The 23,596-nt window shown below is 44.4% G+C and carries 26 protein-coding genes; 15 read left to right on the forward strand and 11 right to left on the reverse strand.

Annotation, left to right across the window (positions count from 1 at the left end; all coding sequences use genetic code 11):
• Window positions 1–64: 64 nt before the first annotated feature.
• The gene (locus NO352_RS09935) at window positions 65–1,624 is read left to right on the forward strand and encodes a serine hydrolase domain-containing protein (RefSeq protein WP_289355522.1); all 1,560 of its coding nucleotides are present in this window, start codon (window positions 65–67) and stop codon (window positions 1,622–1,624) included.
• A gap of 114 nt (window positions 1,625–1,738) precedes the next feature.
• Here NO352_RS09935 and NO352_RS09940 read toward each other — a convergent pair whose 3' ends face one another.
• Window positions 1,739–2,542 (reverse strand): class I SAM-dependent methyltransferase, encoded by an 804-nt coding sequence (locus tag NO352_RS09940; RefSeq protein ID WP_289355523.1) that lies wholly within the window; start codon window positions 2,540–2,542, stop codon window positions 1,739–1,741.
• 618 nt (window positions 2,543–3,160) lie between these two features.
• Window positions 3,161–3,478 carry a magnetosome magnetite crystal formation protein family gene (locus tag NO352_RS09945; RefSeq protein ID WP_005550880.1) on the reverse strand — a complete coding sequence of 106 codons (318 nt, stop codon included), beginning with the start codon at window positions 3,476–3,478 and terminating at the stop codon, window positions 3,161–3,163.
• 487 nt (window positions 3,479–3,965) lie between these two features.
• On the opposite strand from NO352_RS09945, the gene NO352_RS09950 reads away from it, so the two are divergent.
• Window positions 3,966–4,640, forward strand: coding sequence for an FAD-dependent oxidoreductase (locus tag NO352_RS09950; protein WP_289355524.1), 675 nt, complete (start codon window positions 3,966–3,968; stop codon window positions 4,638–4,640).
• Window positions 4,641–4,695: 55 nt separating this feature from the next.
• Here NO352_RS09950 and clpP read toward each other — a convergent pair whose 3' ends face one another.
• Window positions 4,696–5,274: an ATP-dependent Clp endopeptidase proteolytic subunit ClpP gene (gene clpP, locus NO352_RS09955; RefSeq protein WP_289355525.1), complete on the reverse strand. Its 579-nt coding sequence runs from the start codon at window positions 5,272–5,274 to the stop codon at window positions 4,696–4,698.
• Between the two features lie 239 nt (window positions 5,275–5,513).
• Between clpP and NO352_RS09960 the strand changes: the two genes are divergently transcribed.
• From NO352_RS09960 to NO352_RS09990, 7 genes are all read left to right on the forward strand, one after another.
• Entirely contained in the window at window positions 5,514–6,251 is a 738-nt protein-coding gene (locus NO352_RS09960) for an RNA polymerase sigma factor (protein ID WP_289355526.1), read from the forward strand.
• A gap of 225 nt (window positions 6,252–6,476) precedes the next feature.
• On the forward strand, window positions 6,477–7,454 hold the full coding sequence (locus NO352_RS09965) for a phosphotransferase enzyme family protein (RefSeq protein ID WP_289355527.1): 978 nt from the start codon (window positions 6,477–6,479) through the stop codon (window positions 7,452–7,454).
• A gap of 341 nt (window positions 7,455–7,795) precedes the next feature.
• Window positions 7,796–7,957 (forward strand): hypothetical protein, encoded by a 162-nt coding sequence (locus NO352_RS09970; protein WP_005550874.1) that lies wholly within the window; start codon window positions 7,796–7,798, stop codon window positions 7,955–7,957.
• Window positions 7,958–8,145: 188 nt separating this feature from the next.
• Entirely contained in the window at window positions 8,146–8,916 is a 771-nt protein-coding gene (locus tag NO352_RS09975; RefSeq protein WP_289355528.1) for an ANT(4')-I family aminoglycoside nucleotidyltransferase, read from the forward strand.
• A 273-nt stretch (window positions 8,917–9,189) separates the two neighbouring features.
• A complete protein-coding gene (locus NO352_RS09980; protein WP_268620247.1) occupies window positions 9,190–9,540 on the forward strand; it encodes a hypothetical protein in 351 nt (116 codons plus the stop codon).
• A complete protein-coding gene (gene yidC, locus NO352_RS09985; RefSeq protein ID WP_289355529.1) occupies window positions 9,495–10,310 on the forward strand; it encodes a membrane protein insertase YidC in 816 nt (271 codons plus the stop codon). Before NO352_RS09980 ends, yidC begins: the two co-directional genes overlap by 46 nt.
• 102 nt (window positions 10,311–10,412) lie before the next feature.
• A complete protein-coding gene (locus tag NO352_RS09990; RefSeq protein ID WP_289355537.1) occupies window positions 10,413–11,336 on the forward strand; it encodes an aminoglycoside phosphotransferase family protein in 924 nt (307 codons plus the stop codon).
• A gap of 72 nt (window positions 11,337–11,408) precedes the next feature.
• Here NO352_RS09990 and NO352_RS09995 read toward each other — a convergent pair whose 3' ends face one another.
• Entirely contained in the window at window positions 11,409–12,161 is a 753-nt protein-coding gene (locus tag NO352_RS09995) for a MerR family transcriptional regulator (protein ID WP_040736834.1), read from the reverse strand.
• 246 nt (window positions 12,162–12,407) lie between these two features.
• Between NO352_RS09995 and NO352_RS10000 the strand changes: the two genes are divergently transcribed.
• From NO352_RS10000 to NO352_RS10010, 3 genes are all read left to right on the forward strand, one after another.
• Window positions 12,408–12,551: a hypothetical protein gene (locus NO352_RS10000; protein WP_005550863.1), complete on the forward strand. Its 144-nt coding sequence runs from the start codon at window positions 12,408–12,410 to the stop codon at window positions 12,549–12,551.
• 36 nt (window positions 12,552–12,587) lie between these two features.
• Entirely contained in the window at window positions 12,588–13,241 is a 654-nt protein-coding gene (locus NO352_RS10005; RefSeq protein WP_005550861.1) for a GAP family protein, read from the forward strand.
• Between the two features lie 226 nt (window positions 13,242–13,467).
• Window positions 13,468–14,922 carry an Msr family ABC-F type ribosomal protection protein gene (locus tag NO352_RS10010; RefSeq protein ID WP_289355530.1) on the forward strand — a complete coding sequence of 485 codons (1,455 nt, stop codon included), beginning with the start codon at window positions 13,468–13,470 and terminating at the stop codon, window positions 14,920–14,922.
• A gap of 82 nt (window positions 14,923–15,004) precedes the next feature.
• Here the strand turns inward: NO352_RS10010 and NO352_RS10015 are convergent, their stop codons facing one another.
• The 3 genes from NO352_RS10015 to NO352_RS10025 all read right to left on the reverse strand — a co-directional run bounded on the left by NO352_RS10015 (window position 15,005) and on the right by NO352_RS10025 (window position 16,317).
• On the reverse strand, window positions 15,005–15,319 hold the full coding sequence (locus NO352_RS10015; protein ID WP_005550857.1) for a DMT family transporter: 315 nt from the start codon (window positions 15,317–15,319) through the stop codon (window positions 15,005–15,007).
• A gap of 2 nt (window positions 15,320–15,321) precedes the next feature.
• On the reverse strand, window positions 15,322–15,669 hold the full coding sequence (locus NO352_RS10020) for a DMT family transporter (RefSeq protein ID WP_005550856.1): 348 nt from the start codon (window positions 15,667–15,669) through the stop codon (window positions 15,322–15,324).
• 66 nt (window positions 15,670–15,735) lie between these two features.
• Complete coding sequence (locus NO352_RS10025) at window positions 15,736–16,317, reverse strand: TetR/AcrR family transcriptional regulator (RefSeq protein WP_289355538.1); 582 nt, start codon at window positions 16,315–16,317, stop codon at window positions 15,736–15,738.
• A gap of 260 nt (window positions 16,318–16,577) precedes the next feature.
• On the opposite strand from NO352_RS10025, the gene NO352_RS10030 reads away from it, so the two are divergent.
• Complete coding sequence (locus tag NO352_RS10030; RefSeq protein ID WP_005550852.1) at window positions 16,578–18,134, forward strand: ABC-F family ATP-binding cassette domain-containing protein; 1,557 nt, start codon at window positions 16,578–16,580, stop codon at window positions 18,132–18,134.
• 130 nt (window positions 18,135–18,264) lie between these two features.
• On the opposite strand, the gene NO352_RS10035 is transcribed toward NO352_RS10030, so the two are convergent.
• From NO352_RS10035 to NO352_RS10045, 3 genes are all read right to left on the reverse strand, one after another.
• Window positions 18,265–19,509 (reverse strand): glycoside hydrolase family 19 protein, encoded by a 1,245-nt coding sequence (locus NO352_RS10035; RefSeq protein WP_289355531.1) that lies wholly within the window; start codon window positions 19,507–19,509, stop codon window positions 18,265–18,267.
• A 583-nt stretch (window positions 19,510–20,092) separates the two neighbouring features.
• Window positions 20,093–20,401 carry a hypothetical protein gene (locus NO352_RS10040; RefSeq protein WP_268593691.1) on the reverse strand — a complete coding sequence of 103 codons (309 nt, stop codon included), beginning with the start codon at window positions 20,399–20,401 and terminating at the stop codon, window positions 20,093–20,095.
• A gap of 143 nt (window positions 20,402–20,544) precedes the next feature.
• Window positions 20,545–21,201: a class I SAM-dependent methyltransferase gene (locus NO352_RS10045; RefSeq protein WP_289355532.1), complete on the reverse strand. Its 657-nt coding sequence runs from the start codon at window positions 21,199–21,201 to the stop codon at window positions 20,545–20,547.
• Between the two features lie 269 nt (window positions 21,202–21,470).
• Between NO352_RS10045 and NO352_RS10050 the strand changes: the two genes are divergently transcribed.
• On the forward strand, window positions 21,471–21,704 hold the full coding sequence (locus NO352_RS10050) for a hypothetical protein (protein ID WP_163977142.1): 234 nt from the start codon (window positions 21,471–21,473) through the stop codon (window positions 21,702–21,704).
• 108 nt (window positions 21,705–21,812) lie between these two features.
• Window positions 21,813–22,991 (forward strand): outer membrane protein assembly factor BamB family protein, encoded by a 1,179-nt coding sequence (locus tag NO352_RS10055; protein ID WP_289355533.1) that lies wholly within the window; start codon window positions 21,813–21,815, stop codon window positions 22,989–22,991.
• 106 nt (window positions 22,992–23,097) lie between these two features.
• On the opposite strand, the gene NO352_RS10060 is transcribed toward NO352_RS10055, so the two are convergent.
• The coding region (locus NO352_RS10060; RefSeq protein WP_289355534.1) for an MFS transporter at window positions 23,098–23,596 on the reverse strand (499 nt) is incomplete at its 5' end.

Below are 23,596 nucleotides of genomic sequence, written 5' to 3' on the forward strand. Positions count from 1 at the left end.
AGCAGCAGATGAGCAATCATCTGCTGCTTTTGATCGAAACGATTTGAATTCAAGGGGGATATCGATGAGCAGTTCTTGGAAACGGCGGGGAAAGCAATTGATGACTGCCGTTATCATTTCATTCGTATCGTTGCTGCTTCTTATGCCCTCACACGCCGATCCCGCAGCTCAAGCAGGGGATGAGCATGCTCAAGAACAGCGGCTTGCAGCCATAAAGCAATATGTGCACGCTCAGATGCTTGCCAGCAAAATTCCCGGATTATCCCTGGCTATGGTTCATAAAGGGAAGATCGTTCTGGAAGAAGGCTTCGGATATGCGGATCTTGGGGCACAAAAGCCCGTCACGAGCAGGACGCTGTTCGAACTGGGATCGACAAGCAAGGCTTTTACAGGATTGGCCGTGCATCTATTGGAGGAAAAGGGGCTATTGAGGCAAAGCGATCCTGTCACTAGCTATATACCTTGGCTGCGGATGACCTATAACGGGAAACCGGCAATCATTACGCTGCATCAGCTTCTTCACCATACAAGCGGAATTCCGTTTGAATCCATCGGCCGTATCCCGGCAAGCGAAGCAGAAACTGCCATGGAACAGACTGTACGCGCACTCGTCGATCAACCACTGGCACGATTGCCCGGAAGCAGCTTCGAATATGCGACAATCAATTATGACGTGCTTGGATTTATCATCGAAAAAGCAAGTGGAATGCCCTATGAACAATTTATGAGACAGTCCGTATTTGAGCCTTTGGGCATGACCTCGACGGTGGCCGCCACAGTGCCCGTTTATGCGCAGGATATGGCTGCGGGGCACAAGGTCTTTTTTGGCAGGCAGCGCAACTATCAGCCGCCAATATATCGCGGAAATACCCCAGCAGGCTATATCGTGAGCAGTGCCCGGGATATGGCGAGATGGATGCTATTTCAACTGCAGGATATAACATTAGGAGGCATCGGGCCTTCCTTGATAACAGCTTCACATGAACCGGATCGAACCGTGGCGCCGGATGGGGACGGCTCTTATTATGCAAGCGGCTGGAGCGTATATAGAGATAAACAAGAAATATCCCATGCCGGAAATAATCCTGCTTTTTCCTCATTTGTAGCGCTGTATCCCGCCGCACGGACGGGCATTGCCTTGCTTATGAATACGAACAGCGAACAAGGCGCACATATGGGGCGGGCAATCATGGATATCTGGTCAGGCAAGCATGCCGAGCTGGCAGATCGCAGCACCAATGGATTTCTTTTCGTCGATCAGGTAGCGATGTGGATTACGGGACTATGGGGGGGATTGTCACTTGTCCTGCTCATTCTGACGGGCAAAGGGCTGATTGATATTCGGAATAAGCAAAGAAGACGAGTTCCATACAATCGGAAGCAATGTTTCTTATTAGGTATGCACGGGCTATTTGTCGTCATTCTTGGTACATCCTACATCTTGCTGCTTCACCAATTAACCCGTGGATTGCCCTGGGAATTTGTTATCGTTTGGTCACCGGCTTCGCTGGCATGGGCTGCGTACGGCAGCATGGTGCCTGGGGTGCTGTATCTGCTGTACGCATTCTTGCTTGTCACTTTCAGAAGGGACGATTCTATCATCACGGAAACGATGCAGGATTAAGCAGGCTAGAGAAAGGTTAGGGAAGGGAAGGCAAACCAGGTGCAAATCGGAGGTACGGCGCATGAAAGAAAAAACCGTACCTCCTACTGCTCGTCACGATCCATTAGGTGGAATCTACCTCTTTTGGCCGACTAACGTGAAGCTCATCGGGAGCTTCTGTTCTTTCTCTACATGAGCGTAAATATTAGAAATATCATGCTGATATTCCTTATATTCCGTAATATTGATGCCGCTTTGAATAATGGCGTTGAAAATGGATGCCAACGTATGACTGAAGCTGTAATTCGTTTTTGCCTCGTAGGTTGTCTTTCCTACATAGTCAATTCCGCTCGTGGAAACCCATGGATCGGTTTTAAAATAGGAAAAGGCAATTTTCAAAGGATCTTCAAATTCAGGCTCGTCTTCTAAGGGAAGCATGTTTAACAACGGGTGCATTTCATAAATGACGAGTTGACCGTCCTTCGCCAGCATATTGGCCGCGAGATTGAAAAATTTGCCCAGGTCAGGAAGCCAGGGGAGCGCGCCGATCGATATGTAGATCAGATCATATTTACCAGCATGCTCGGTCAGATCAACATCGTATACATCAGTGCGGACAAATGAGCATGGCAAGCCGGATATATCCGCCAGATCCTTTGCCTCCTGAATGGCGTGATCCGAAATATCGAAGCCAGTTCCGCTTTGCGCCCCAAGATTCACCAGTGACAACACTTCTCTGCCATTATTGCAGCAAAGCTGCGCCACATTTTTCCCTCGGAGACCCAGATCTTGAAGCAGTTCAGTAATTAGGGGATCCAAAGTGGAATATCCTTCTTGCAAAAACGCTTCTTTCAAGTTCACGGGGTTATGTACCTGATGGATCGGATTCACTTCATTCCAAGCTTCACGGTTTGATTGGGTATACGTTTTGATATCCATAGAAAACAACTCCTAATTTTGGTATTTCAGAAATCCAACTTTATATTACCATAAATACTTGTTATTACCAACATAGATAGGCATTCCATTATTTTAATAGAGTATGTATTAACTAGAGAGAATATGGCATCTGAACACGAACTGCCGGGGGCCAATGAAGGTTGAAGTATCGGGTATTTGGATTGATGGCTTCGGATTCATTTTATTATCACAGTAAAGTATCCTGTTCGGATCCGTTAAACGTAAGGGAACTTTGGTCGGTGCCTTTCTCAGGGTTAACTGACCAGAAACTCTTTTCATAAATATAATACGTATTTTAAAAATCTATGTTTTGGATCTGACAGCACATGCAAAACGGGCGCATTTCAACTCTATTTCTAGCTGCTTGTACGCGTCACCTTTCATAATCTATTCTATTCATATGGTTATTTCTTACAGACGGAGCCTGCGTTTCAATATGATTGTCGGGGAAATGTATAGAAGATTAAAGAAAATACTATCATTGAATTTGAACATGATCCGCCACACAAAGTACCTCTATTCCAATCGAAAGAGGTACCTTTGTGTGGCGTAAATAATTTTCTGGTCGAGCAGAAGAAGAATCAGATTCGAAATGAATTAAGAATTGATAACCTGGATCCCTTTGATAATATTCCATACAAAGTAGTACACGCTAATCACACCGCAAACACAAAACGCGATAATTGCACCGATTCCCCATGCGACACCGATGTCGCGAACGCTAACCCCAATTAAACCAAACAACATCACCGCAATAATGGCTGCGATACTAGGAATTAGATGAGTCCATAGAGCTCGTTTGGCATGGCTTCTTGTTTCCGAGTCACCTACAATCCAAGCAATAATGGGGAATAGGATTGGAGCAAATAGAACACTCCAGTAAGAAAATGCCGATATTAGTTTGTTTTCCTTCATTTATGTTCACCTCTAGTAGTCATTATTCTTGTCTTGTTCTTATACATAAATCATATAATAAGACCTTGGCCCTACCCATCGATCAAGCTTTCAATATCATTACGAATTTGTAAGCCTGGAGCAAGCTTCATCTTTATCAATTCGATCTTCTCGTTGTACATTTGATGACTGCTTACATGCATGATTCCTATAATTAGATCAAAATAATTCCTATTTTATTCACCAGATTGCAACGAAATAGCGAAGGTACAACTAGCGGTTGTGCGTTACCTTCGTTATCCGGTGAGAATGCAAATTGCAAGCGGTCATTGAACGGTGCTCGTTCCATGAGATTCCAGCAGCGCATCAATATGCGGACACAGATCGTATAAAGGGGAATGTCGTCATCAAGTACAAGGTTGTTCCATATAGTATGCACGAAGCCGAGCTCACCAGGAAAATGGCGAGTTCGGCTTCAGTGAAACGAATAGTAGGAGATTACATTTATATGCATAGAGATTTGAGAATTATCATTGTTGGTGCGGGAATCGTTGGCTCTGCAATCGCGTACTATTTATCCAAACAACATCCACAGGTCACGGTCATTGAAAGAAATCGATTTGCTGCTAGCGAAACAACCGACAAGTCATTCGCATGGATTCATTCAAGCATGCAGACATCCGCAATGTATCGACATTTATATGAGGATGCAATCGCAGAATATTACGCTCTGCAAGAAGAACTTCCTGACTTGAATATTGATTGGAGCGGTGCGCTGTCTTGGGGAGTTCCTATGAACATGGAAGGCTCGCGAGTACAACAACTGAATCGACAACAGATCATGAAGCTTGAACCGAATCTGAATGAGTATCCCGATGAAGCCAGCTTCGCTCAAGAAGAGGGGGGACTAGATCCCGTTGCCACAACAAACTTGTTGTTACAACAAGCCCAGGAAAATGGTGCAATTGTCCTTTACAATACCACGGTTACCAGCATTCAAGAACGAGATGCAACGGTTGTAGGCGTACACACCTCAAATGGTTATTTGGAATCGGACATCCTTGTATTAGCCGCTGGTACAACAGCGCTTATCAGCCGATTCGCTGCTAAGGAAATTATCGACAATGTGCAATTGGAAAAATTACAAGCGTGTCGATTGGCTAGATTTAATAAAGAAGGCTGATCCTGTGCGATCAGCTACCTATGAAAATGGACAACTTGATCGCTCGTGTCCTGTACTATTTGAGTATCTTGTCAATAATCCCGTATTCCAGTGCTTCCTCGGCAGACATGAAGTAGTCGCGATCCATGTCTTTTTCAATTCGTTCGACGGGCTGCCCAGTATGGTCAGCCATTAATTGCACAAGTCTCTCGCGCATTTTGAGAATGCGCTTGGCGCTGATAGCAATGTCGCTTGCCTGTCCTTGAGCGCCTCCATGGGGTTGGTGAATCATGATTTCGCTATTGGGTAGTGCAAAGCGCTTGCCCTTGGCTCCAGCTAGCAGCAGGATCGAGCCATAGGAGGCGGCTAATCCTGTACAATTGGTATGAACCTGCGGCTTAATGTACTGCATCGTATCATAGATGCCAAATCCTGCAGTGACCGAGCCTCCTGGACTATTGATGTACATATAAATGTCTTTGTCTGAATCCTCCGCTGCAAGAAGAAGGAGCTGTGCGACAATACTATTCGCAAGACTATCCGTAATTTCAGAACCGACAAATACAATGCGATCCTTCAATAATCGGGAATAGATGTCATAGGAGCGTTCCCCGCGGCTCGTTTGCTCAACAACATAAGGGATATAGTTTGACATGGTAATACCTCCTCTGTTTTTCCACCATGGAATATCAAGAAAACGAATGGATCGCAGCAGAAGATACGGTTCAGCGGACAAATGTTTTTTCACTGGGCAGCGTAACGCAATGCATGCTTCGTTCGTTTACTGATAAGATAAACCATAAGTGCCGCCATGAACGATTCATGTAAGGCATGAAGAAGAAGGCTGACGAAGTGGAAGCAAGAACGAATGAATGAAGGAGTTGACTGTGAAGGATGACCAATCCAGATCAAATCCAGAGCACCGAACAACCCAATCTGGAGCAGTTGAACAACGTACTGAACAGATATTGCCTCTCTCTCACACATTCCAAATGGGATTCCGAGGATCTCGTACAGGATACGTGGGTTAAGATTCTAACCCGTAACAAGGAGATAGAGCACAACAATCCTGAAGCGCTGCTCCTGCGTACAGCCAGAAACGCTTGGATCGATCAAGTACGCCGAAGACATCGATTTGATCAAATTTTGATGAAGCAGCAACTTCAATCTCAAGAACACAATGACTCTATACAGAAGAATAGTACAATTGACATCGAAGCCGCCTTCCAATATATGATGACACACTTGTCTCCTCTGCAAAGAACCGTCCTCCTTATGCGCAGCGTACTCGGGTATTCTGTTGCTGATACTGCGAATAAGCTGAAGACAACAGAAGGGGCGGTGAAGGCTGCATATCATCGAGCACGAAAGATGCTGCACGATGTGAAGGAAGATGAATACATGGAAGAAGCGATCCTGCCAGATAATCCAGAAGCTCGAAGCCACATACGGGCACTTACTATTGCATTTGTCAATGGAGAAGTCAATGAGGTATTGAGACTTGTGCAGGGAGAACAGGATCTTGTTCCTGTATTGAATATGTACGCGATGTCGAATCAGATGCGCTATAAACAAAAGCAGCGGGCGTATAATCAGATGTTCCAACATTTCGAAGCCGTGCTAGCGGCATAAAGCCAAGATCATACAGGGATCAGCTTCTTTCATACCTTCTTCCAATTTGAATCCTCCTGTTACGACCAGTGGAGTAGAAATGATATTCCTTGCCTTATCAGCATAATCCAAGAAATAGGCTTAGTGCCCGATAGCAAGCCGTAGACAATCCCAACATTAGGAAGTAGACTGGCTGTATAGATATTTCGATCATGTCTAATTTTTAACGATGAGAGGAAATTGAAGATGACAGATGAACAATTACATCACATTTTACACCGTTTTCGCTTCCAAAAGCCTGAGATCACTTTCTTGAGGCATAATGAGAATCGGACATATAAAGTGAGCGAAGCTGACGGCAGTACTTATGTCCTGCGTGTTCATCAGCCGTTTAAAGCAAGTATGACAGGCTTGCAGCATACGTATGAAGGCCTGCTTGGTGAACTTCTCATGCTGGAAGCGTTGGCGAATGAGAGCAGCCTGCTGGTGCAGTCGCCGCTGCGCAATCAAGACGGGGAATTGATTACCGTCATCGAGCATGAAGGACATCGATTGAACTGTTCGGTACTAACGTGGCTGGAAGGCAGGGATCTGCAGAAGGAGGACCTTCAGAATCCAGAATCGGTCAAGCAGCTCGGATCTCACATTGCTAAGCTCCACGAATTTTACCGCCGGTATCCGCTAGATCGTGTTAAGAATCGGCCTGAGCAAGGGATTGCATATAATGACGGTTTGATTCAAACCATACATAAAGGGTTGGAACTCGGTTTATTTGCGTCTTCTGATGTCGCGATCATCGAGAAGTGCATTCATCTCATCAACGATAAGCTTAAGCAAATCGGAACCGATACGGATAGATGGGGATTGATTCACGGTGATTTAGGATTTGGCAATATGATTATGTCTCCTGTAGGACGATTAAGCTTTATTGATTTCGGATTCTTCGGCCCAGGATACGATTTGACAGACATCGCCATGGGGGCGATGATGGTTCCTTCAGAACACCGTAAAATTTTCTTAGAGGGCTATTACGGAACTATGAACATAGCTGCGGAAGAGCTTGTTCTTATCGAAGGAATGATGTTGATTTCGATTATCGGATATTATGCGTTTCAAATGGGGAATGAGTCCGTACATAATTGGATGCGGGAGAAAATGCCTAAGCTTTGTGTGAATCATTGTTTGCCATTCCTAGCAGGCGAGCGAATATTTTATCAGGTATAGGTATAGGTGTAGGTGAGACCCTTTTTTAGGTGCACTCGATAAAAAGTAAATGAAAATAGATAGAATAGTAGAGAACCTCCATTTCAAACGAAATCGTTGAAAGCGGGGGTTTTCTTATTTGATTTTTTCGGTCTGTCATTTTGGTGTCGTATTTAAGGGAGACCACGTAATTAGATTGAAATCAGCCTGTTAAAATGTGTTGGCGGGTAAGTGGCTTATGTATCTATTATGACTGTGCCGTCATAATAGATTTTTCCTTGTAACCTTTGTTTATTTACCATGATCTAATGTTGGCAAATGAGAGACATAGAAAGCAGAAGATAAGGAAGGTGCAAAATTAGGTGGATATACATACAGATTATATTCGAAAGGCACAGGCAGGTGATAAGGAAGCCTTCATATATGTCATGCAGGAAATGGAGCTGCCCTTGTACCGAATGGCGCTCTTGATGTTGAAGCAGGAGGTAAACGCGAAAATAGGTAAACGTAAGTACATCACATGAAGTTGTTCCATTATGGAGCGAGAATTGGTAAAATAGAGGAAAAATATACAGGTAGAAGAAAGACGATATCACTTATAAGGAGGAGTTCCTATGCACGCGAAGAAAGTCCCTCGTTAAGCCCGCGGCCCTCCATTCATGAATCTGTATCCACTCATTCCAATCACACATACCAAGGGAGAGATACACAGATGAACATGAATGGACCTGTAGAAATTTCAAGACATGAAAGACTGGCAACCTGTTATGAGCTCGCTAACCGCTTGCAGGAGGTATATACCGATCGAATTGTTGCAATCGGGGTGTATGGCTCCGTATCCCGAGGTACGGACGGGCCTTATTCGGACATTGAGATGTTCTGTGTGTTGAAGGACGCGGAAGAAGAGGTAGACTTCAGTTACGAATGGTCAGCAGGACCTTGGAAGGCCGAAGTGAATGTACGCAGTGTAAGCGTTGTTTTGAACGATGCTGCAACAGTGGAAGGGGAATGGGCTTTGACACACGGACCGTTCTTCTCTCCGCTAAGTCTCTATGATCCAGACGGATTTTTTTCTAAGCTGAAGGAAGCGGCAGAATCACCATCAAGTGTGGATTTCGCGAATGCGGTTAATGAAGTGCTTGTAGGGGAGATGTATGAGTTCATCGGAAAGCTCCGGAATGCGAGTCGAACCGGCACACAGACATATTTACCGTATTTGGCCATGCAATTCGCCAAATACGGCGCCATGTTGATCGGTCTTCACAATCGGAAGCTGTACTCAACAGGAGCCAGGGTGCTTCCGGAATCGTTGGAGCTCCCGCAACGTCCGAAGGGCTATGATATTGTCGCGAACATGGTCATGTCCGGACAGTTGTCTGAACCGGAACGTATCATTGCTGCGTGCGAACAATTATGGAACGGACTAGTCGCATGGGCTGCCGAACATGACTATAAGATTTACTCAGAACGCATTCCTTTTTAAAGAGATCCTTGGCTGCGTTAAAAAGACGATTGAAGAACGGGTTGTCAAATAAGCGCTTCGTTGAAAACAAGCTCTGCTCTTCGCAGAGCTTGTTTCTTCTTACTGCTGGTAGTGAATCGGTGATTCGATCATAGAAAAAGGATCATTCATACTTGTTATTGAGATAAAACTTGTTTACGAAGTTGTATCCAACTGTTTGTTTTTCCCTGATTTGAAACTTGTCTCTCCATGTGAGATACTGTTCTCATCTGCATAAAAGGGGAGGTGAATACATTGCTGTTGGAATTCCAGGATCTGATGTCTTCTGATTTGATTCCGTATTTGATCTCGATCGGTCTTATATGTTCACTTACGTATGCTTACGCTGCACATCTGTATGTCGCGGTCGATCACTTCTTAGTGCCTGCATACAGGGGCCGAGTCGCAATTGTTCTTCCTCAGGAGCGGATCGTCGGTCGGACAGAAATTCATCACTGGTTAACCAGAAGTGTGAAGCGAAAAGAAGCGCCGGATGGAGATTCAGGTGACTGCCATTCCTTGATTGGAATCAGAACGTTATCCAATCAAGGAGGATTATTATGGAGCAGTTCAATGTATTCACCTACAAACGAAAATATATTCTAATCGGGGCACTGGTGATCCTAGTGTTGTTAAGCGGATGCGGGGTAAGCGGTTCTAATGCGGCGGTTGATGCTAATACGCCAGGCTTTTTTAACCATTACATCGTGTATCCGTTTGTGTATCTGATCCAACATTTCGCGGCATTTTTCGGTGGAAGCTACGGGCTCGCATTGATTTTGCTCACGCTGCTCGTACGATTATCGCTGATGCCGCTCATGATGAGACAGTATCGCAATCAACAGAAGATGAAACAGAAGATGGACGTATTGCAGCCTGAGTTGAAGCTTCTTCAAGACACATATAAGGATAAGAAGGATGCAGAATCAAAAGCAAAGATGCAGCAAGAAATGATGCAATTGTATCAGAAGCATCAGGTGAATCCGTTGGCAATCGGCTGCTTGCCGCTGCTTATCCAGCTGCCTATCTTATCAGGATTGTATTATGCAATTAAGTTCACACCGGAAGTAGCTGCACACTCGTTCTTATGGTTCCAGCTCGGACGACCGGACATTGTGCTCCCGCTGCTCGTCGGGATCATCTACTTCTTTCAATATAAAGTTACACAAATCGGCATGGATCCGATGCAGAGCAAGCAGTTTGCGTTTATGGGGTACGTGTCTCCAATCATGATGACCGTGTTTTCCCTGACTACTCCCGCAGTCATACCGATGTATTGGTGTGTAGGCGGCGTGTTCATTATTCTGCAGACACTGCTAGCGAAGAAGTTGTATCGGACGAAGGTAGAACCTGCCGCAACGGTTAGTAACAACTAATAAGCGTAACAACAAAGCAAACAAAGCTGTCCTGAATGAACTAGTGGGGCAGCTTTTTATATACTTGAAAATGGATAAGAAGATATTTAGACATTGGAGGGAATGGATGTGGAGTGTCTATCTAGCATATTTACACAGGAGCAAATCGATACGCTTATAAAGCGATTTGGCAACACGTTTTATGAACAGATGCTGTGTTATATTGATGATTATGCCGAGAAGTGGTCGTTGTCCTCATTGCAGCTGATTCCATCCTTCTCTGCAAACATAGTGTTCACTTGCTATTCGAAACAGGATGGCCATACGGTACTAAAAATAGGACAGCCTTCAGAAACGATTTGGACGGAAGTTTCGACGCTGCGTCAATATGATGGGCAACGATTCTGTAAGGTGTATCGAGCAGATATCGATAACGGCGTTATCCTATTAGAACGTTTGCAGCCGGGTACTACCTTGCGGGACGAGGATTCGTTACAGCGAAGATTAGATATATTTTGTTCCCTATATTCGAATTTACATATTGCGGCTGTTGAGGCAGAAAAATTTCCAACCTATGTCGGTTGGGTTGAGCGGATAACAGATTACATGAGTCAGCGTCACGATTGCCCTGAATTAACAAGACACATGCAATGTGCAAGAAAGATTTGCTTGTCCATTTCCTCGAACTATTCGCAAAATCTGCTGCTGCACGGTGATCTTCATCATGATAATATGCTGCTCGGCAGCAATGGGGAATACCTGATCATCGACCCGAAGGGTGTAATCGGCGATCCTGTATTCGATATTCCTCGATTTATATTAAATGAGTTTGATGAAAGCATTACGGAGGACTTATATGAGAAAATAGACGAAATTATAGGTATTCTCACCAAGAAGCTTTCGATTCCGAATGATGTCATAAGGAAATGTCTGTATGTAGAAACGGCAATGGGAATGTGTTGGTGTGTAGAAAGCGGCGCGACTCCAGAGGAATATGCGCATCTTCTGAAGACCGTTTCTTTTGCTGAAGCAATCATGAAAAAATAGAATCATGATAAGAGCAGCCATCCTATCACAGGAAGGCTGCTCTATTTCACTCCATACTCAAAAACTCTCAATCTATTCTGATCGTATTCGATGCCTAGAGAGATAAATTTCATAGGCCTGCTCGACAAATTCTAACAGCTCCGGTTCCAGTGGATACAGTCCGATTTGAGCAGATTGTTCTGGGCATTTCCGGACTGACCACATTTTATCAAGAAATTCAGGTTCGCCTGAGAATGAATCATCGGCTTTTTCCAACATGCGCCTCAAGATACGCTGGGTTTGGGGATCATCCGGCCCAGCATCCATATTCTGCTTCAACTGTGCAATAAGTGCGATCCACTCCAATGAATCTGGATCATCGCTGGAAACGTTCGGCAAGCGCGATAAAAGCTTCTGCTCGTGTTCCTTGAACATAAGCTCCCGGTATTTCTTCCTCGTTTCCTTACTGTGGCCAGACAATTGAATCAACTTCTGCACGGCGTCACCTTTCGCCTTGCCTTCGAAGACCATGCTGTGCATTAATTCACGGAGATACTGCTCCATTTGCTTTAGTTTCTCTTGTTCTTCTAATATATACGTCAGTTGGTTGTTTAGGCTGGCGAACCAATCCCGATCCTGCATCGCTAATAATTCATCGATCTCCTGTAAACGAAAGCCCATCTGCTTCAAAAATTGGATATGCTTCAATTTCATTAAATCATCCTCAGAGTAGATTCGATGCCCGCCAGCCGTTTTGGCTGAAGGGTTCAGCAGCCCGATTTGATCGTAATAGCGCAGCGTGCGGACGGTTATGCCAGTTTGCTTGGTAACCTCTTGAATCGGAATCGTAGCGCAACACCTTCTTTGGAATATTCATGAACCTCCATTATACAAGATGACGCAACGTAACGTTCAACCCCTTTTTCATCGGTAACTGAATTTTCTTTAAAAAACGGTTTTTAAAGACGAAAAACCATAATTTTTTTCATAGATTAGGCTTGAAAATGACGCAACGTCATCTTGTAGAATGAAAGCCGATAGGAAGGGAGGACACGTAATTACCAAAAACAGATAGCGAAAGGAAGGAGTAAAGTGAAGAAAGGCGATCTTATTATTTACGCTTGCACGATCATCGGAGCGGGAATTGGTCTATTGCTCGGAAATGCATTACCAGGTGTGGGAATTGGGGTAGGGGCAGGGTATCTATTCAAAACAATTTTCAAAAAAGAGGACTAGTTCTCGCGCTTAACCGTTTGAACAAGGAGGGGGATTATGACGATAGAATTGCTTCTTTCCGTTGGAGCGTTGTCACTGTTAGACACTCTCAGTCCCGCCACGCTGGGGGTTACGATTTATTTGCTTATTACAGTCAAGGAAGGACTTATCCCGCTTATTTTCTCTTACTTGATTACAGTAGCAGGATTTTATTTTGCAGTCGGCGTATCGCTTATGTTGGGCATTGATGCTGCCTTTGAAGCCGTATCCGGCATATTTCAGAACCGGACAATCAACTGGCTGATGACGATTATAGGGGCAGGATTGTTTATCGGCAGTTTTAAAATTCCTGAGAAGAAGACGACCGAACCATACCGGCCGAAATCCAAAAGCATCCATTCCATGATCGGACTAGGTTTTACAACATCATTAATTGAAGTAGCGACTGCACTTCCTTATTTTGCTGCGATTGGCCTTATGACCGCAGCTCATCTGCCAGCGAATCAATGGATTCCAGTCCTGGCAGCTTATAATTTCGTCATGATTGTTCCTCCGCTTGTACTGCTTGTACTGCATCTCTTATTCGGTCGTTGGATGCAGAAGCCATTGGAGAGAATTCGAGATAAGATTGCAAGCACGGGTTCGGCTCTTTCGTGGGTCATGTGTATTGCAGGACTTATTTTGGTACTTAACAGCATTGATAATTTATAGTGATTAGCTTTGAAACGTAATGTTGTTGACGGAGCTACCATTATGCGGTAGCTTTAAATGGAGTCCATTTGGCTCGATAGGCTTGAAACAAAGTAGGAGGGAAGATACGTGCAGTTTTTATTGTTCTATTAATACGGGCTTCTTCTTAACCAGATAGAAGCTCGTATCGATCCTATTCCTATGGCTATCGATACGAAATGAATATATTTCGGAGGTAGCATATAAGATGGAACACATTTGTTTTGAACTCGCAAACGTCGAAGTGACGTATTTAGATAAAGAGGTATTCAGGATAGACCGGTTAGCTGTACATCAGTTTGACCGTATTGGCATCGTTGGCAAGAACGGGGCAGGAAAGAGCACGCTTCTCAAGCTGCTTGCAGGTATTGTTCAACCCATGAGCGGAAACGTGAAACGGCATGTCGAGTTTGGCTTGTTTGAGCAAATGGAGGCGCCAGCAGATGCTGAAGCAGATCCAGCGTTACTAGGCAGATTGGCGGTTCCGAATTGTACTGAGGGGTTAAGCGGCGGGGAGCAGACAAGGCTGAAGCTGGCGCACTTGCTGACTCATTATTACGAAGCGCTGCTCATCGATGAGCCGACAACCCATTTGGATCAAGAAGGCATTGCATTCCTGCTCGATGAGCTGCGCTATTACTGCGGAGCGCTTGTCCTGATCAGTCATGACCGTGTCGTACTGGATGAGCTTGTTACTACGATTTGGGAAGTTCATGAAGGCAAGGTACGTGTGTACGCAGGGAACTACAGCGATTACATCGAACAGAAGCGGTTGGAGCGCGAACAGCAGATGCAAGCTCATGAGCAGTTCATCAAGGAGAAGAACCGCCTAGAAAAAGCTGCACAAGAGAAAATGAAAAAGGCCGAAAAGATTGCGCAGGCAGGCAGCATGTCAAGGAAAGAGTCGAAGGCACTGGCAAACCGCATGTTCGAAACAAAATCGAAAGGCACCAGCCAAAAAGCAGTCCATCGTGCCGCGCGCGCAATTGAACATCGCATGGAAAAGCTACAAGAAGTAGAAGCCGTGCAGGAAGACCGACAAATCGTGTTCCGCCAAGCGAAAGCATTGGAATTGCACAATAAATATCCCATTATGGCAGACAGACTAACACTCCAGATAGGCGATACTATTTTGCTAAAAGATGTAAACTTCCAGTTTCCGTTGGGAAAGAAAATAGCAATTACTGGAGCAAACGGCAGCGGAAAAAGCTCCTTATTGGAGCATATTGCAAATGCGGGGGCAGGCTTAACCATTTCTCCAAAAGCGAAAATGGGATGGTTCCATCAAATGAGTTATCAATTCACAAGCAATGAGACCGTGCTGCAATTCGTCAAAAATGGCTCCGACTATGAGGAAGGATTTTTGCGAGGTGTGCTGCATGCTATGCAGTTCATCGGGACTGACATTCAGAAGAGTGTTCGATCCTTGAGCGGTGGGGAATCGATTCGTCTCCAGCTATGCCTGCTATTCCTAGGAGAGTATAACATTCTATTGTTGGATGAACCGACCAACTTTTTAGATATCTATGCTGTTGAAGCACTGGAACGGTTCATTTCCGGATATGAGGGGACGATCATCTTCGTTACGCACGACAAGAAGTTCGTGGAGCATGCAGCTGAAGTTCACTTCCATCTTTCGGATCACAAGTTGCATTTGATGTAAACGTAGTGAAGCATCTAAATAAGCCGCTAAGTTCGACTTGGCGGCTTATTGTTTTTTGTTCAGTTGTGTCCTCAGAAGCTCATCAGGACAATGCTTTTAAACCCGTAACCCCAATGATAATGGCGATGAGGCTCACGATCCGTGCAGGGCTTTTGCTTTCACCGAAGAAAATCATGTTGATAAGCACGGCTCCTGCTGTGCCGATCCCGACCCATACTGCATAGCTGATACTAACCTGAAGATACAGGAATGAAGTATAGAGGAGGGCGAATGAAGCACCGAATCCTCCTAAGAAGAATACTCCATTTTGCAGCGTTCTATGCTGGGAGTACTTCTTTAGTCCGACTACCCCGACCATCTCGCACATTGCTGCCAAGAATACAAACAGCCAACCCATCGTTACGCAACTCCTTTCTGTTGTTTATCCGAGCCAGCTTGATCCGCCAATTTAAGCCCGATTACGCCTGCAATCAGTACGATCATAAATACAATTTTGCCTGCGCTAAGACTCCCGCCAAAGAACAATACATCCATCAGTGCAGTACCGACTGTTCCAGCTCCTGCGAAGATCGCATAAACGGTACCGGTAGGAAGCTTCTCGCAAGCCTTTGCCAAGAAATGAAAATCTACTGTGATAATTCCGAGAATGATAGCCCAATGCCACCACGATGAAGCCACATTAAAACCGAAAACCCACAGCAGCTCGAACAGGCAAGTGAGTATGACATACATCCAAGAACGATTCATGTTTTACGCCCCTCCTAATATGAATGACATTCAGTCATTTTATAGACAAAAAGTTAGGCCCTTGAACTACAGGCCCTGAATCCCAAGTGCGTGAGTGACGAAGGCGTATACTTCTTCCGCTTGCGCTTGTATTTCTGATTCATCTGCTTGATCGAACAGATATACTTGCTCAGCTGCGGATTCAATAGCTCCAATTACAATCCGTGCCGTTCTAGCTGTATTTAGCGATTTCCGAATTGTGCCATTGGCTTGAGCCTTTTCCAATAGTGTAGAAACCCAATCATAGTAAGGCTTATAAATGGATTCCCATTCCTTTAAATGCTCACTGGAAGCCAATCCTGCATACAACAGCGCTAATTGCTCTCGGCCATCATGATGAAGCTGGAATACGGTTGCAATAAATGCTTTAACCTGTTCATGAACGGGGGCATCCTGATCAACCGAGCTTTGCAGCGCCTCAATAATCTTCTGCACCATGACTTCTGCAATGGATGGCATGACAGCCAGCTTAGAAGGGAAGTAAAGATAAAATGTGCCCTGTGCAATACCGGCTCCCTTCACGATATCAGATACCTTCGTCTTTTCAATGCCTTTGCTGCACAATACTTCTATAGCCGCACGAACAATACGTTCCTTTTTGTCTTCGATGAGTATGACCTCCTTCTAACTCGATCATAAATGACTGACTATCATTCATTTTATTCGAAAGGCGATCATTTGTCAAAGATGATGATTCATTTATACTTTTTTGAAGAAGGGAGTCATAATGTACATACGAACTCGGCACAACGATTCGGAAAGTGAATGATTTTCGTTCATAATGCGGCTAAGTGAATTTACGCTTACTTTTAAGCTCGATAACGTTTATAATATATCGAGTACAAAGAATAAAAGAAAAGGTGTCATGAATGAGCATATTAAACGTAGAACGACTCAGCCACGGCTTTGGAGACCGTGCGATCTTCAAGGACGTATCCTTCCGCCTGCTCAAGGGCGAGCACATTGGACTTATTGGCGCCAATGGAGAAGGCAAGTCCACTTTTATGAATATTATTACCGGCAAGCTGCAACCGGATGAAGGCAAAGTTGAATGGTCCAAGCGCGTACGCGTCGGCTATCTTGATCAGCATGCCGTACTTAGCAAGGGATTAACGATTCGCGATGTATTGAGAAGCGCGTTCCAATATTTATTTGATATGGAACAAGAAATGAACGATATGTATGGAAAAATGGGAGACGTAACTCCAGAAGAACTGGAGAAGCTTCTAGAGGAAGTCGGTACGATTCAAGATACGCTCACGAATCAAGACTTCTACTTGATCGATGCGAAAGTCGAAGAGACGGCCCGCGGACTTGGCTTGGTTGATATCGGCTTAGATAAAGACGTACACGACTTGAGCGGCGGTCAGCGTACGAAGGTGCTGCTCGCGAAGCTCTTGCTTGAGAAGCCAGACATCCTGCTCTTGGACGAGCCTACGAACTATTTGGATGAGCAGCATATCGAATGGCTCAAGCGTTATCTGCAAGCGTATGAGAATGCGTTCATTCTCATCTCACATGATATTCCGTTCCTGAACAGCGTTATTAACCTGATCTACCATATGGAGAACCAGGAGCTTAACCGCTACGTGGGCGACTACGACAAGTTCCAGGAAGTCTATGAAATGAAGAAGCAGCAGCTGGAATCTGCCTATAAGCGCCAGCAGCAGGAGATCGCTGACTTGAAAGACTTCGTTGCACGCAACAAAGCCAGTGTCGCGACACGCAACATGGCGATGTCCCGTCAGAAGAAGCTCGACAAGATGGAAGTGATCGAACTGGCAAAGGAGAAGCCGAAGCCGCAGTTCAACTTCAAGGATTCCCGTGCTTCCAGCAAGCTTGTATTCGAGACGAAGGACTTGGTTATTGGTTACAATGAGCCATTGTCCCGTCCATTGAACCTCCGTATGGAGCGCGGCCAGAAGATCGCCTTCGTCGGTGCGAACGGTATCGGGAAGACGACATTGCTTCGCAGTATCTTGGGCGAAATTCCTGCAATCTCGGGCTCCGTAGAGAAGGGCGATAACCTGGACATCGGATACTTCGAGCAGGAAGTAAAAGATACAAACTACAATACATGTATCGAAGAAATCTGGAAAGAGTTCCCTTCCTTTACGCAATTCGAAGTACGTGCAGCACTCGCTAAGTGCGGTCTGACAACGAAGCATATTGAGAGTAAAATTGCTGTGCTTAGTGGTGGGGAAAAGGCGAAGGTTCGCCTGTGCAAGCTCATTAACGTAGAGACGAACTTGCTTGTACTTGACGAGCCTACGAACCATTTGGACGTCGATGCAAAGGAAGAGCTGAAGCGTGCTCTTAAGGCATACAAGGGCAGCGTCCTGCTAATTTCTCACGAACCTGAATTCTATCGTGATATCGTGACAGAAACATGGAACTGTGAGTCCTGGACAACGAAAGTATTTTAACGGATAATGTAAAAAACCGACTCTGATGCTATATGACAGAGTCGGTTTTTTTATTGTATGAATTCACATGAAACACTGCTTTGATAGTCCTTTGGTAGTCATACGAGTGCCATATACACCAATGCTAAAACTAGCATCTGAGTTTGCTTCCCGTTGAGATACCGAGCAGTTTAGCGAAATTCGTGAAGAAATTGACTCGGTTCTCTACTGCGGCTGGATTTGAGCCGTTACATTCCTGTGTCCCATTAATGGAACGGATAGTCTCCCCGAAGCCTGCGCCGTTGACAATTGCATTATGTGGAGTCATCGTTCCTGCTCCGTTCTGTGTGTTCCAGAACCACAAGGCCGTTTTCCATGCTACTGAAGAATCCTGCGCGACCAAGTCTGGATTGGTCAGTAGCGGAAGTCCCAATGCAGCGCCAGCGGCACCATAGTTGTAGTTCCAGCTTATTTGGAGCGGGCCTCTTCCATAGTACTGCTTACCAGGAGCACATGGATACTGAACATTTTTGTTATCGCAATAAAACGGATAATTTGCCGTATCCAACTCGACGATGTATTTTAAATGTCCTGTTTCTTGGGCTACATTTCCTAGAAAAGCAGCAGCTTCTTGTTTTTTAATCGTGTCGCTTCCTGTATTGGCAAAGGCAGGGTAGGAGGACAGAGCGGATACAAAACCGGAATAAGTATAGAATGGATTGCGGTTAGGAAACATTTGATTGAATTGAGCCTCGGTAACGACAAAGCCGCCACCGGTACCGTCAGAAACAGGTTTGCAAGTTTTACTGGAGCTTTGCGGCGAAGTAGTAACAGGAGTTGTCGTGTCATTCTGTGCGGCAACGGTATACGTATAGGTTGTTCCGTTCGTCAATCCCGTATCGGAAAAGGACAAAGCGCTGGTCCATTTATACCAATCGCCATTGCGATAGACGTCATAGCCTGTAGCGCCATTGATAGCATTCCAGCTTAAGCTGCAGGTTCCATTCGATGCACGAAGCGATAAAGTAGGGGCGGGCAATGTGCTGCCGCCTGAGGCAGTCGGCGTGCAAGCTTTGCTGGTGCTTTGCGGAGATGTCTCTACAGGACTAGTTTTATCATTTTGCGCAGCAACCGCATACGTATAGATTGATCCGTTGGTCAATCCCGTATCAGCGTAGGACAACGTATTTGTCCATTTATACCAATTGCCATTGCGATAAATATCATAACCTGTTGCTCCATTAATCGCATTCCAGCTTAAGGTACAAGCTGCATTCGATGCACTAACCGCTAACGATGGGGCAATTAGAGCAGCAAAAGCAGTAAAAGGAAATGCAAGAACGGTTACGATCACAATTGCCAGCATGAATACTTTCTTATCGATCATCTTTTTCATAGAAAGCCTCCTTATATAGAAAATAAGAAGAAATAGAATCAAACAATTAGCCTTTATCACTCCTCACTTGAGATAATCTCAGGTTTTTGATCTCAACCTGGAATTAAAAAAGCTCCCATTCTTAGTGTAATATGTCTTGCGTAAAATCAATTACATAAAGAACAGGAATATCTACATGGTAAATAATAACATAAAGTCAATAAGGATCAATACGGATTTTTCTGTTTTCCTTAAACAAAATATCGCCATACATATTAGAAAACGACAATCAGCAAGTGTAAGATACTGCGGGATTGCCGTTTCTATTAAAATATGTTTCTCCATCAGCTCTAAGCTTTTTGCAAAATAGTTCCAACTATACAGCTAATTCATTCTTAGTATCTAAAAAGATAGAATGAAGACTAGTCATGCTGAAGTCGGCAAAAGTCACTTTTGTCTTACCGGATAGAAGTTATTGGCCATCCTTGTACATAGCCTCTGATTCGAAGTTTATCGGTAAGGTCTGGCGGTAACGGTGTAGAAGATTTAGTCGAGAATGTTGCTTGCGGATATGTGTCAACCGCCGACAAAGCTTCGCGCTCCTTCACATGGCCATCTCGCTGGTATTTCCGGAATCAAGCGAAGCCATGTCGACGACTCCTTCACCGGACATGACCGCCATATTCATCAGATCGACATTCCATTTTCCGTTCGGCTCATTAGTCGAGAACGTCTTTCCTGCCGGCTTCGCAGCGGAGTCCGTTCCATCTGCATTCACTGACGCATTTGGCATTTCCATTACAATCTCGACCTCAGCATTGCTGCTCAAATAACGGTCAAGCGCCGCATATGTGCCGAATCCGTGCGCAACGACCAAAAAAGCTAAAACTAAAATAATATGCTTCTTTTTCATATTTAATACAGAACGAAAAAACGACTCTTTCGCAATTTGCGTCAGAGTCGTTTTTACATGGGAATGTGATAGAAAGAATATATCTTTTTCAATAGAGCAGATTAGAACAATTTTCATTCATGTTGTATGAAATAAGGATGCCATTATACCGACGGCTTCTGTGCACGATAGGAGCGCATCGTACCGAAGATAGTCGCAAACTGACCGGTTTGCTGCACATTCTCAAATCCACTTTCCTGGTACAATTCAGGAAGAATACCGTGGACGTGATCCCGGGTCGTTATGAAGCCATCCAGCCATTGAATCGGGTAAAAGGCAAGACGCATCAAACTATTTTGCGGTTTATCAAAATCAATGATATTAATCGTCCCGCCAGGACGCAAGGTGCGATGCAGTTCTTCTACCGTTAGGCGCTTCATTTCGAGGGTTAAATGGTGGAAAAAGAGACTTGAAAAAACTTGATCCAAATGAGCATCTGGAAAAGGGAGATCCGTGGACATTCCTTGCTGAAAATCAATGTCCACCTTATTCTGTACTGCCTTATTCTTCGCAATCGCCAATATCTCTGGGTCAGCATCAAGCCCTACAATTTCAGCTTCCCTCTGCGCTTGCTTCAACATTAGCGTTAATGTACCCGTTCCACAAGCCAAATCGAGAATACGTTGACCTGGCTTTATATTCCCTTGCTGAACCAAATGGGTCTTGAACTTGTTCTCTTTCATAGCCCATTTTAACACCGGATCATATACAGGGGTTAACCAATGGAACTTCATAGCCGGAATATACCCTTTATTTTTCATGAATGCACAGCCCCTTTACTCCTAAGTTCGGATGCAGAAGTATGTAAAATGTGTAATGTGGGATTCATCATATATCATTCTTATTCTCCGTACTATATTAACATATTAAGGTAATTATGTCTGATCGATTGTATTTCCTTCCAGTGAAAAGTTCATATACATGACCCGGCAAGCTATAATACAAACGAAACATTTCCACTAAAGCCACCCTCCTTAACAGGTTGCTACAATGATACAAAATAACGAATGACCATATATAGGGGAGGTTCATGACGAAAATGGATGTTTTCAATACGCTGATTAGTTTTGGGAAGAAACCTGCGACCGCCCAAATTGGAGGATTCCGTCCTGAAGACAGCAGACGGAGCTGGTTTGGCGGTCATTTCTACATCCATCCAGAGTTAGGTTGGCCGACTGATCAAGACGGGCCAATGGTTCCCGTCTTACAGATTTATGTACCCGAGATTCCTGGCGGGATTGCCGGTGTATGGGAGTGCAGCTAATTACAAGTTTTCCTGAATTTATCCTGAAAATTTGCAAAGACCATGTTAATATATTACATGTTCATATATCCATGTAGTTACATACATTAACAGGAGTGGTGAAACATCATGTTGTCGAACAAAAGGATCAAAAGATGGAGCAGTGCCGTGTTGGCAGTTGTATTCTGCTTGAGTGCTGTAACTAGCGTCTCAGCTAGTAGTGTAAGCAAACCGCTGCCGAAGCCAAGTTGGCAAAAAAACTTGTCTGAGTTGAATCAATTTATTGAGGCGCCCTATCATATTCCGAATACGAAAACCGTATATTTGGCTTCGAATACCTATATCGCCTCTCAAACGAAAGTATGGGAAGCAGGTGTTGTCACTGCCGTAGATGAGAGCAGCGGCAAGCCAAAATGGTCTTTCACATTCTATCAAAAAGGAACTCCCTATCCATGGGGGACGAAGATTGCTTATAGCAAGATCGGCTCGGTGTACGCTCTCGTAAAAGATGGTCAAGGGACTAAATTATTCTCCGTGAATGCCTCCGGGAAAAGCAATTGGACAATTCCAGTACCAAATGCCGAGGACGTGCATGTGATGAACGATGGTACGATTTTACTAATCGACCCTGATAAAAAGGTTGCACCTACAGCGAAAAGCAAACCGCGAGCATATGCCTATAGTGCTAATGGCAAAAAGCTTGCTGAAGTGGCACTGGGACAGATATATAACGTCATTGGCGGTCAATATGTTGTGTCTCAAATCGGGGAGATCGGGAATTCGAAGGTAGCAGTGTATGGTTCGAAATTAAACAAGCTGTTCACTTACAATCTCCCTAATGGAGCGGTAACCTATGTAGGTGAAGCAACCTGGGTCATTAACAACAGTGATATTCTTCTCCGTGTGAATATACCAAAGAGCGGAAATAAATTGATTGCCCTCAATGCAAAAGGAAAAACACGATGGGAACGAGTTATTCCAGGAAATGCGTGGATTCAATCCATAGGACAAAATTATGTCGTATATGCAGATGGCGTCATGAGCTTATACAATGCTAAAGGCTTAGTTGCCAACACTTCCATCAAGTCTAATCTTCCGATACCTGCCATTTCCGAGGCATTGGATCATCATATTGTAATGAATATTGAGAATGGGAATAAAGTGCTGAACGGCAAGACTTTAAAAGTTATGTATGAATATCCATATGATGAATCATCTCGAAAGTATTATTATGCCGGCGATGGATACTTATATACGGTGACTAAAGGGTACCAGCTATCTCAATACAAATTGCAGCACTTAAAGTAGCGATATTTATTAGCAATCGTCAGGAAGCAGTTAATGGAATGAATATGTGGAAGACTCACAAGCAAAGCGACGGCGTTCTATGCAACCGCCGTCGCTTTGCTTGTGGTTATTCTGTTTGCTGCTTCACTTTACGACTCCATATCACAAATATCATAAGGGCTGCAAGCAGCACGATGGATGCAAAGATATACGGGGTGTTGATATTCATATCGAATAAATAACCGCCAATAGCAGGTCCTGCTATAATGCCCAAGCTTGTGTACGTTGAGTTCATACCTGCAACAAAGCCTTGATTATCTCCGGCCATTTTGGACAGCAAGGAGGTGACAGCAGGGCGTAGGATGTCGCATGCGAAAAAGACGATGCTTGTCACAACCATAATCGCTACATAACTGCTTACGAACACCGTTGCCAATATAAAGATGGCCGCTGTGGTTAAAGATGCGTGAATGATCTTTTTCTCGCCGAATTTCGCCACCATCCTATCAAATAACAAGATCTGAGCTGCCACACCCAATATAGAGCCGATTGTAATAATGAAGGCAATATCTTTGGCAGTAAAACCGAATTTTACATCGACAAAAAGACTGAACATCATCTCGTAT

The sequence above is a fragment of the Paenibacillus sp. S-12 genome, assembly GCF_030363895.1.
In the GTDB taxonomy this organism is placed as follows: Bacteria; Bacillota; Bacilli; order Paenibacillales; family Paenibacillaceae; genus Paenibacillus_B; species Paenibacillus_B alvei.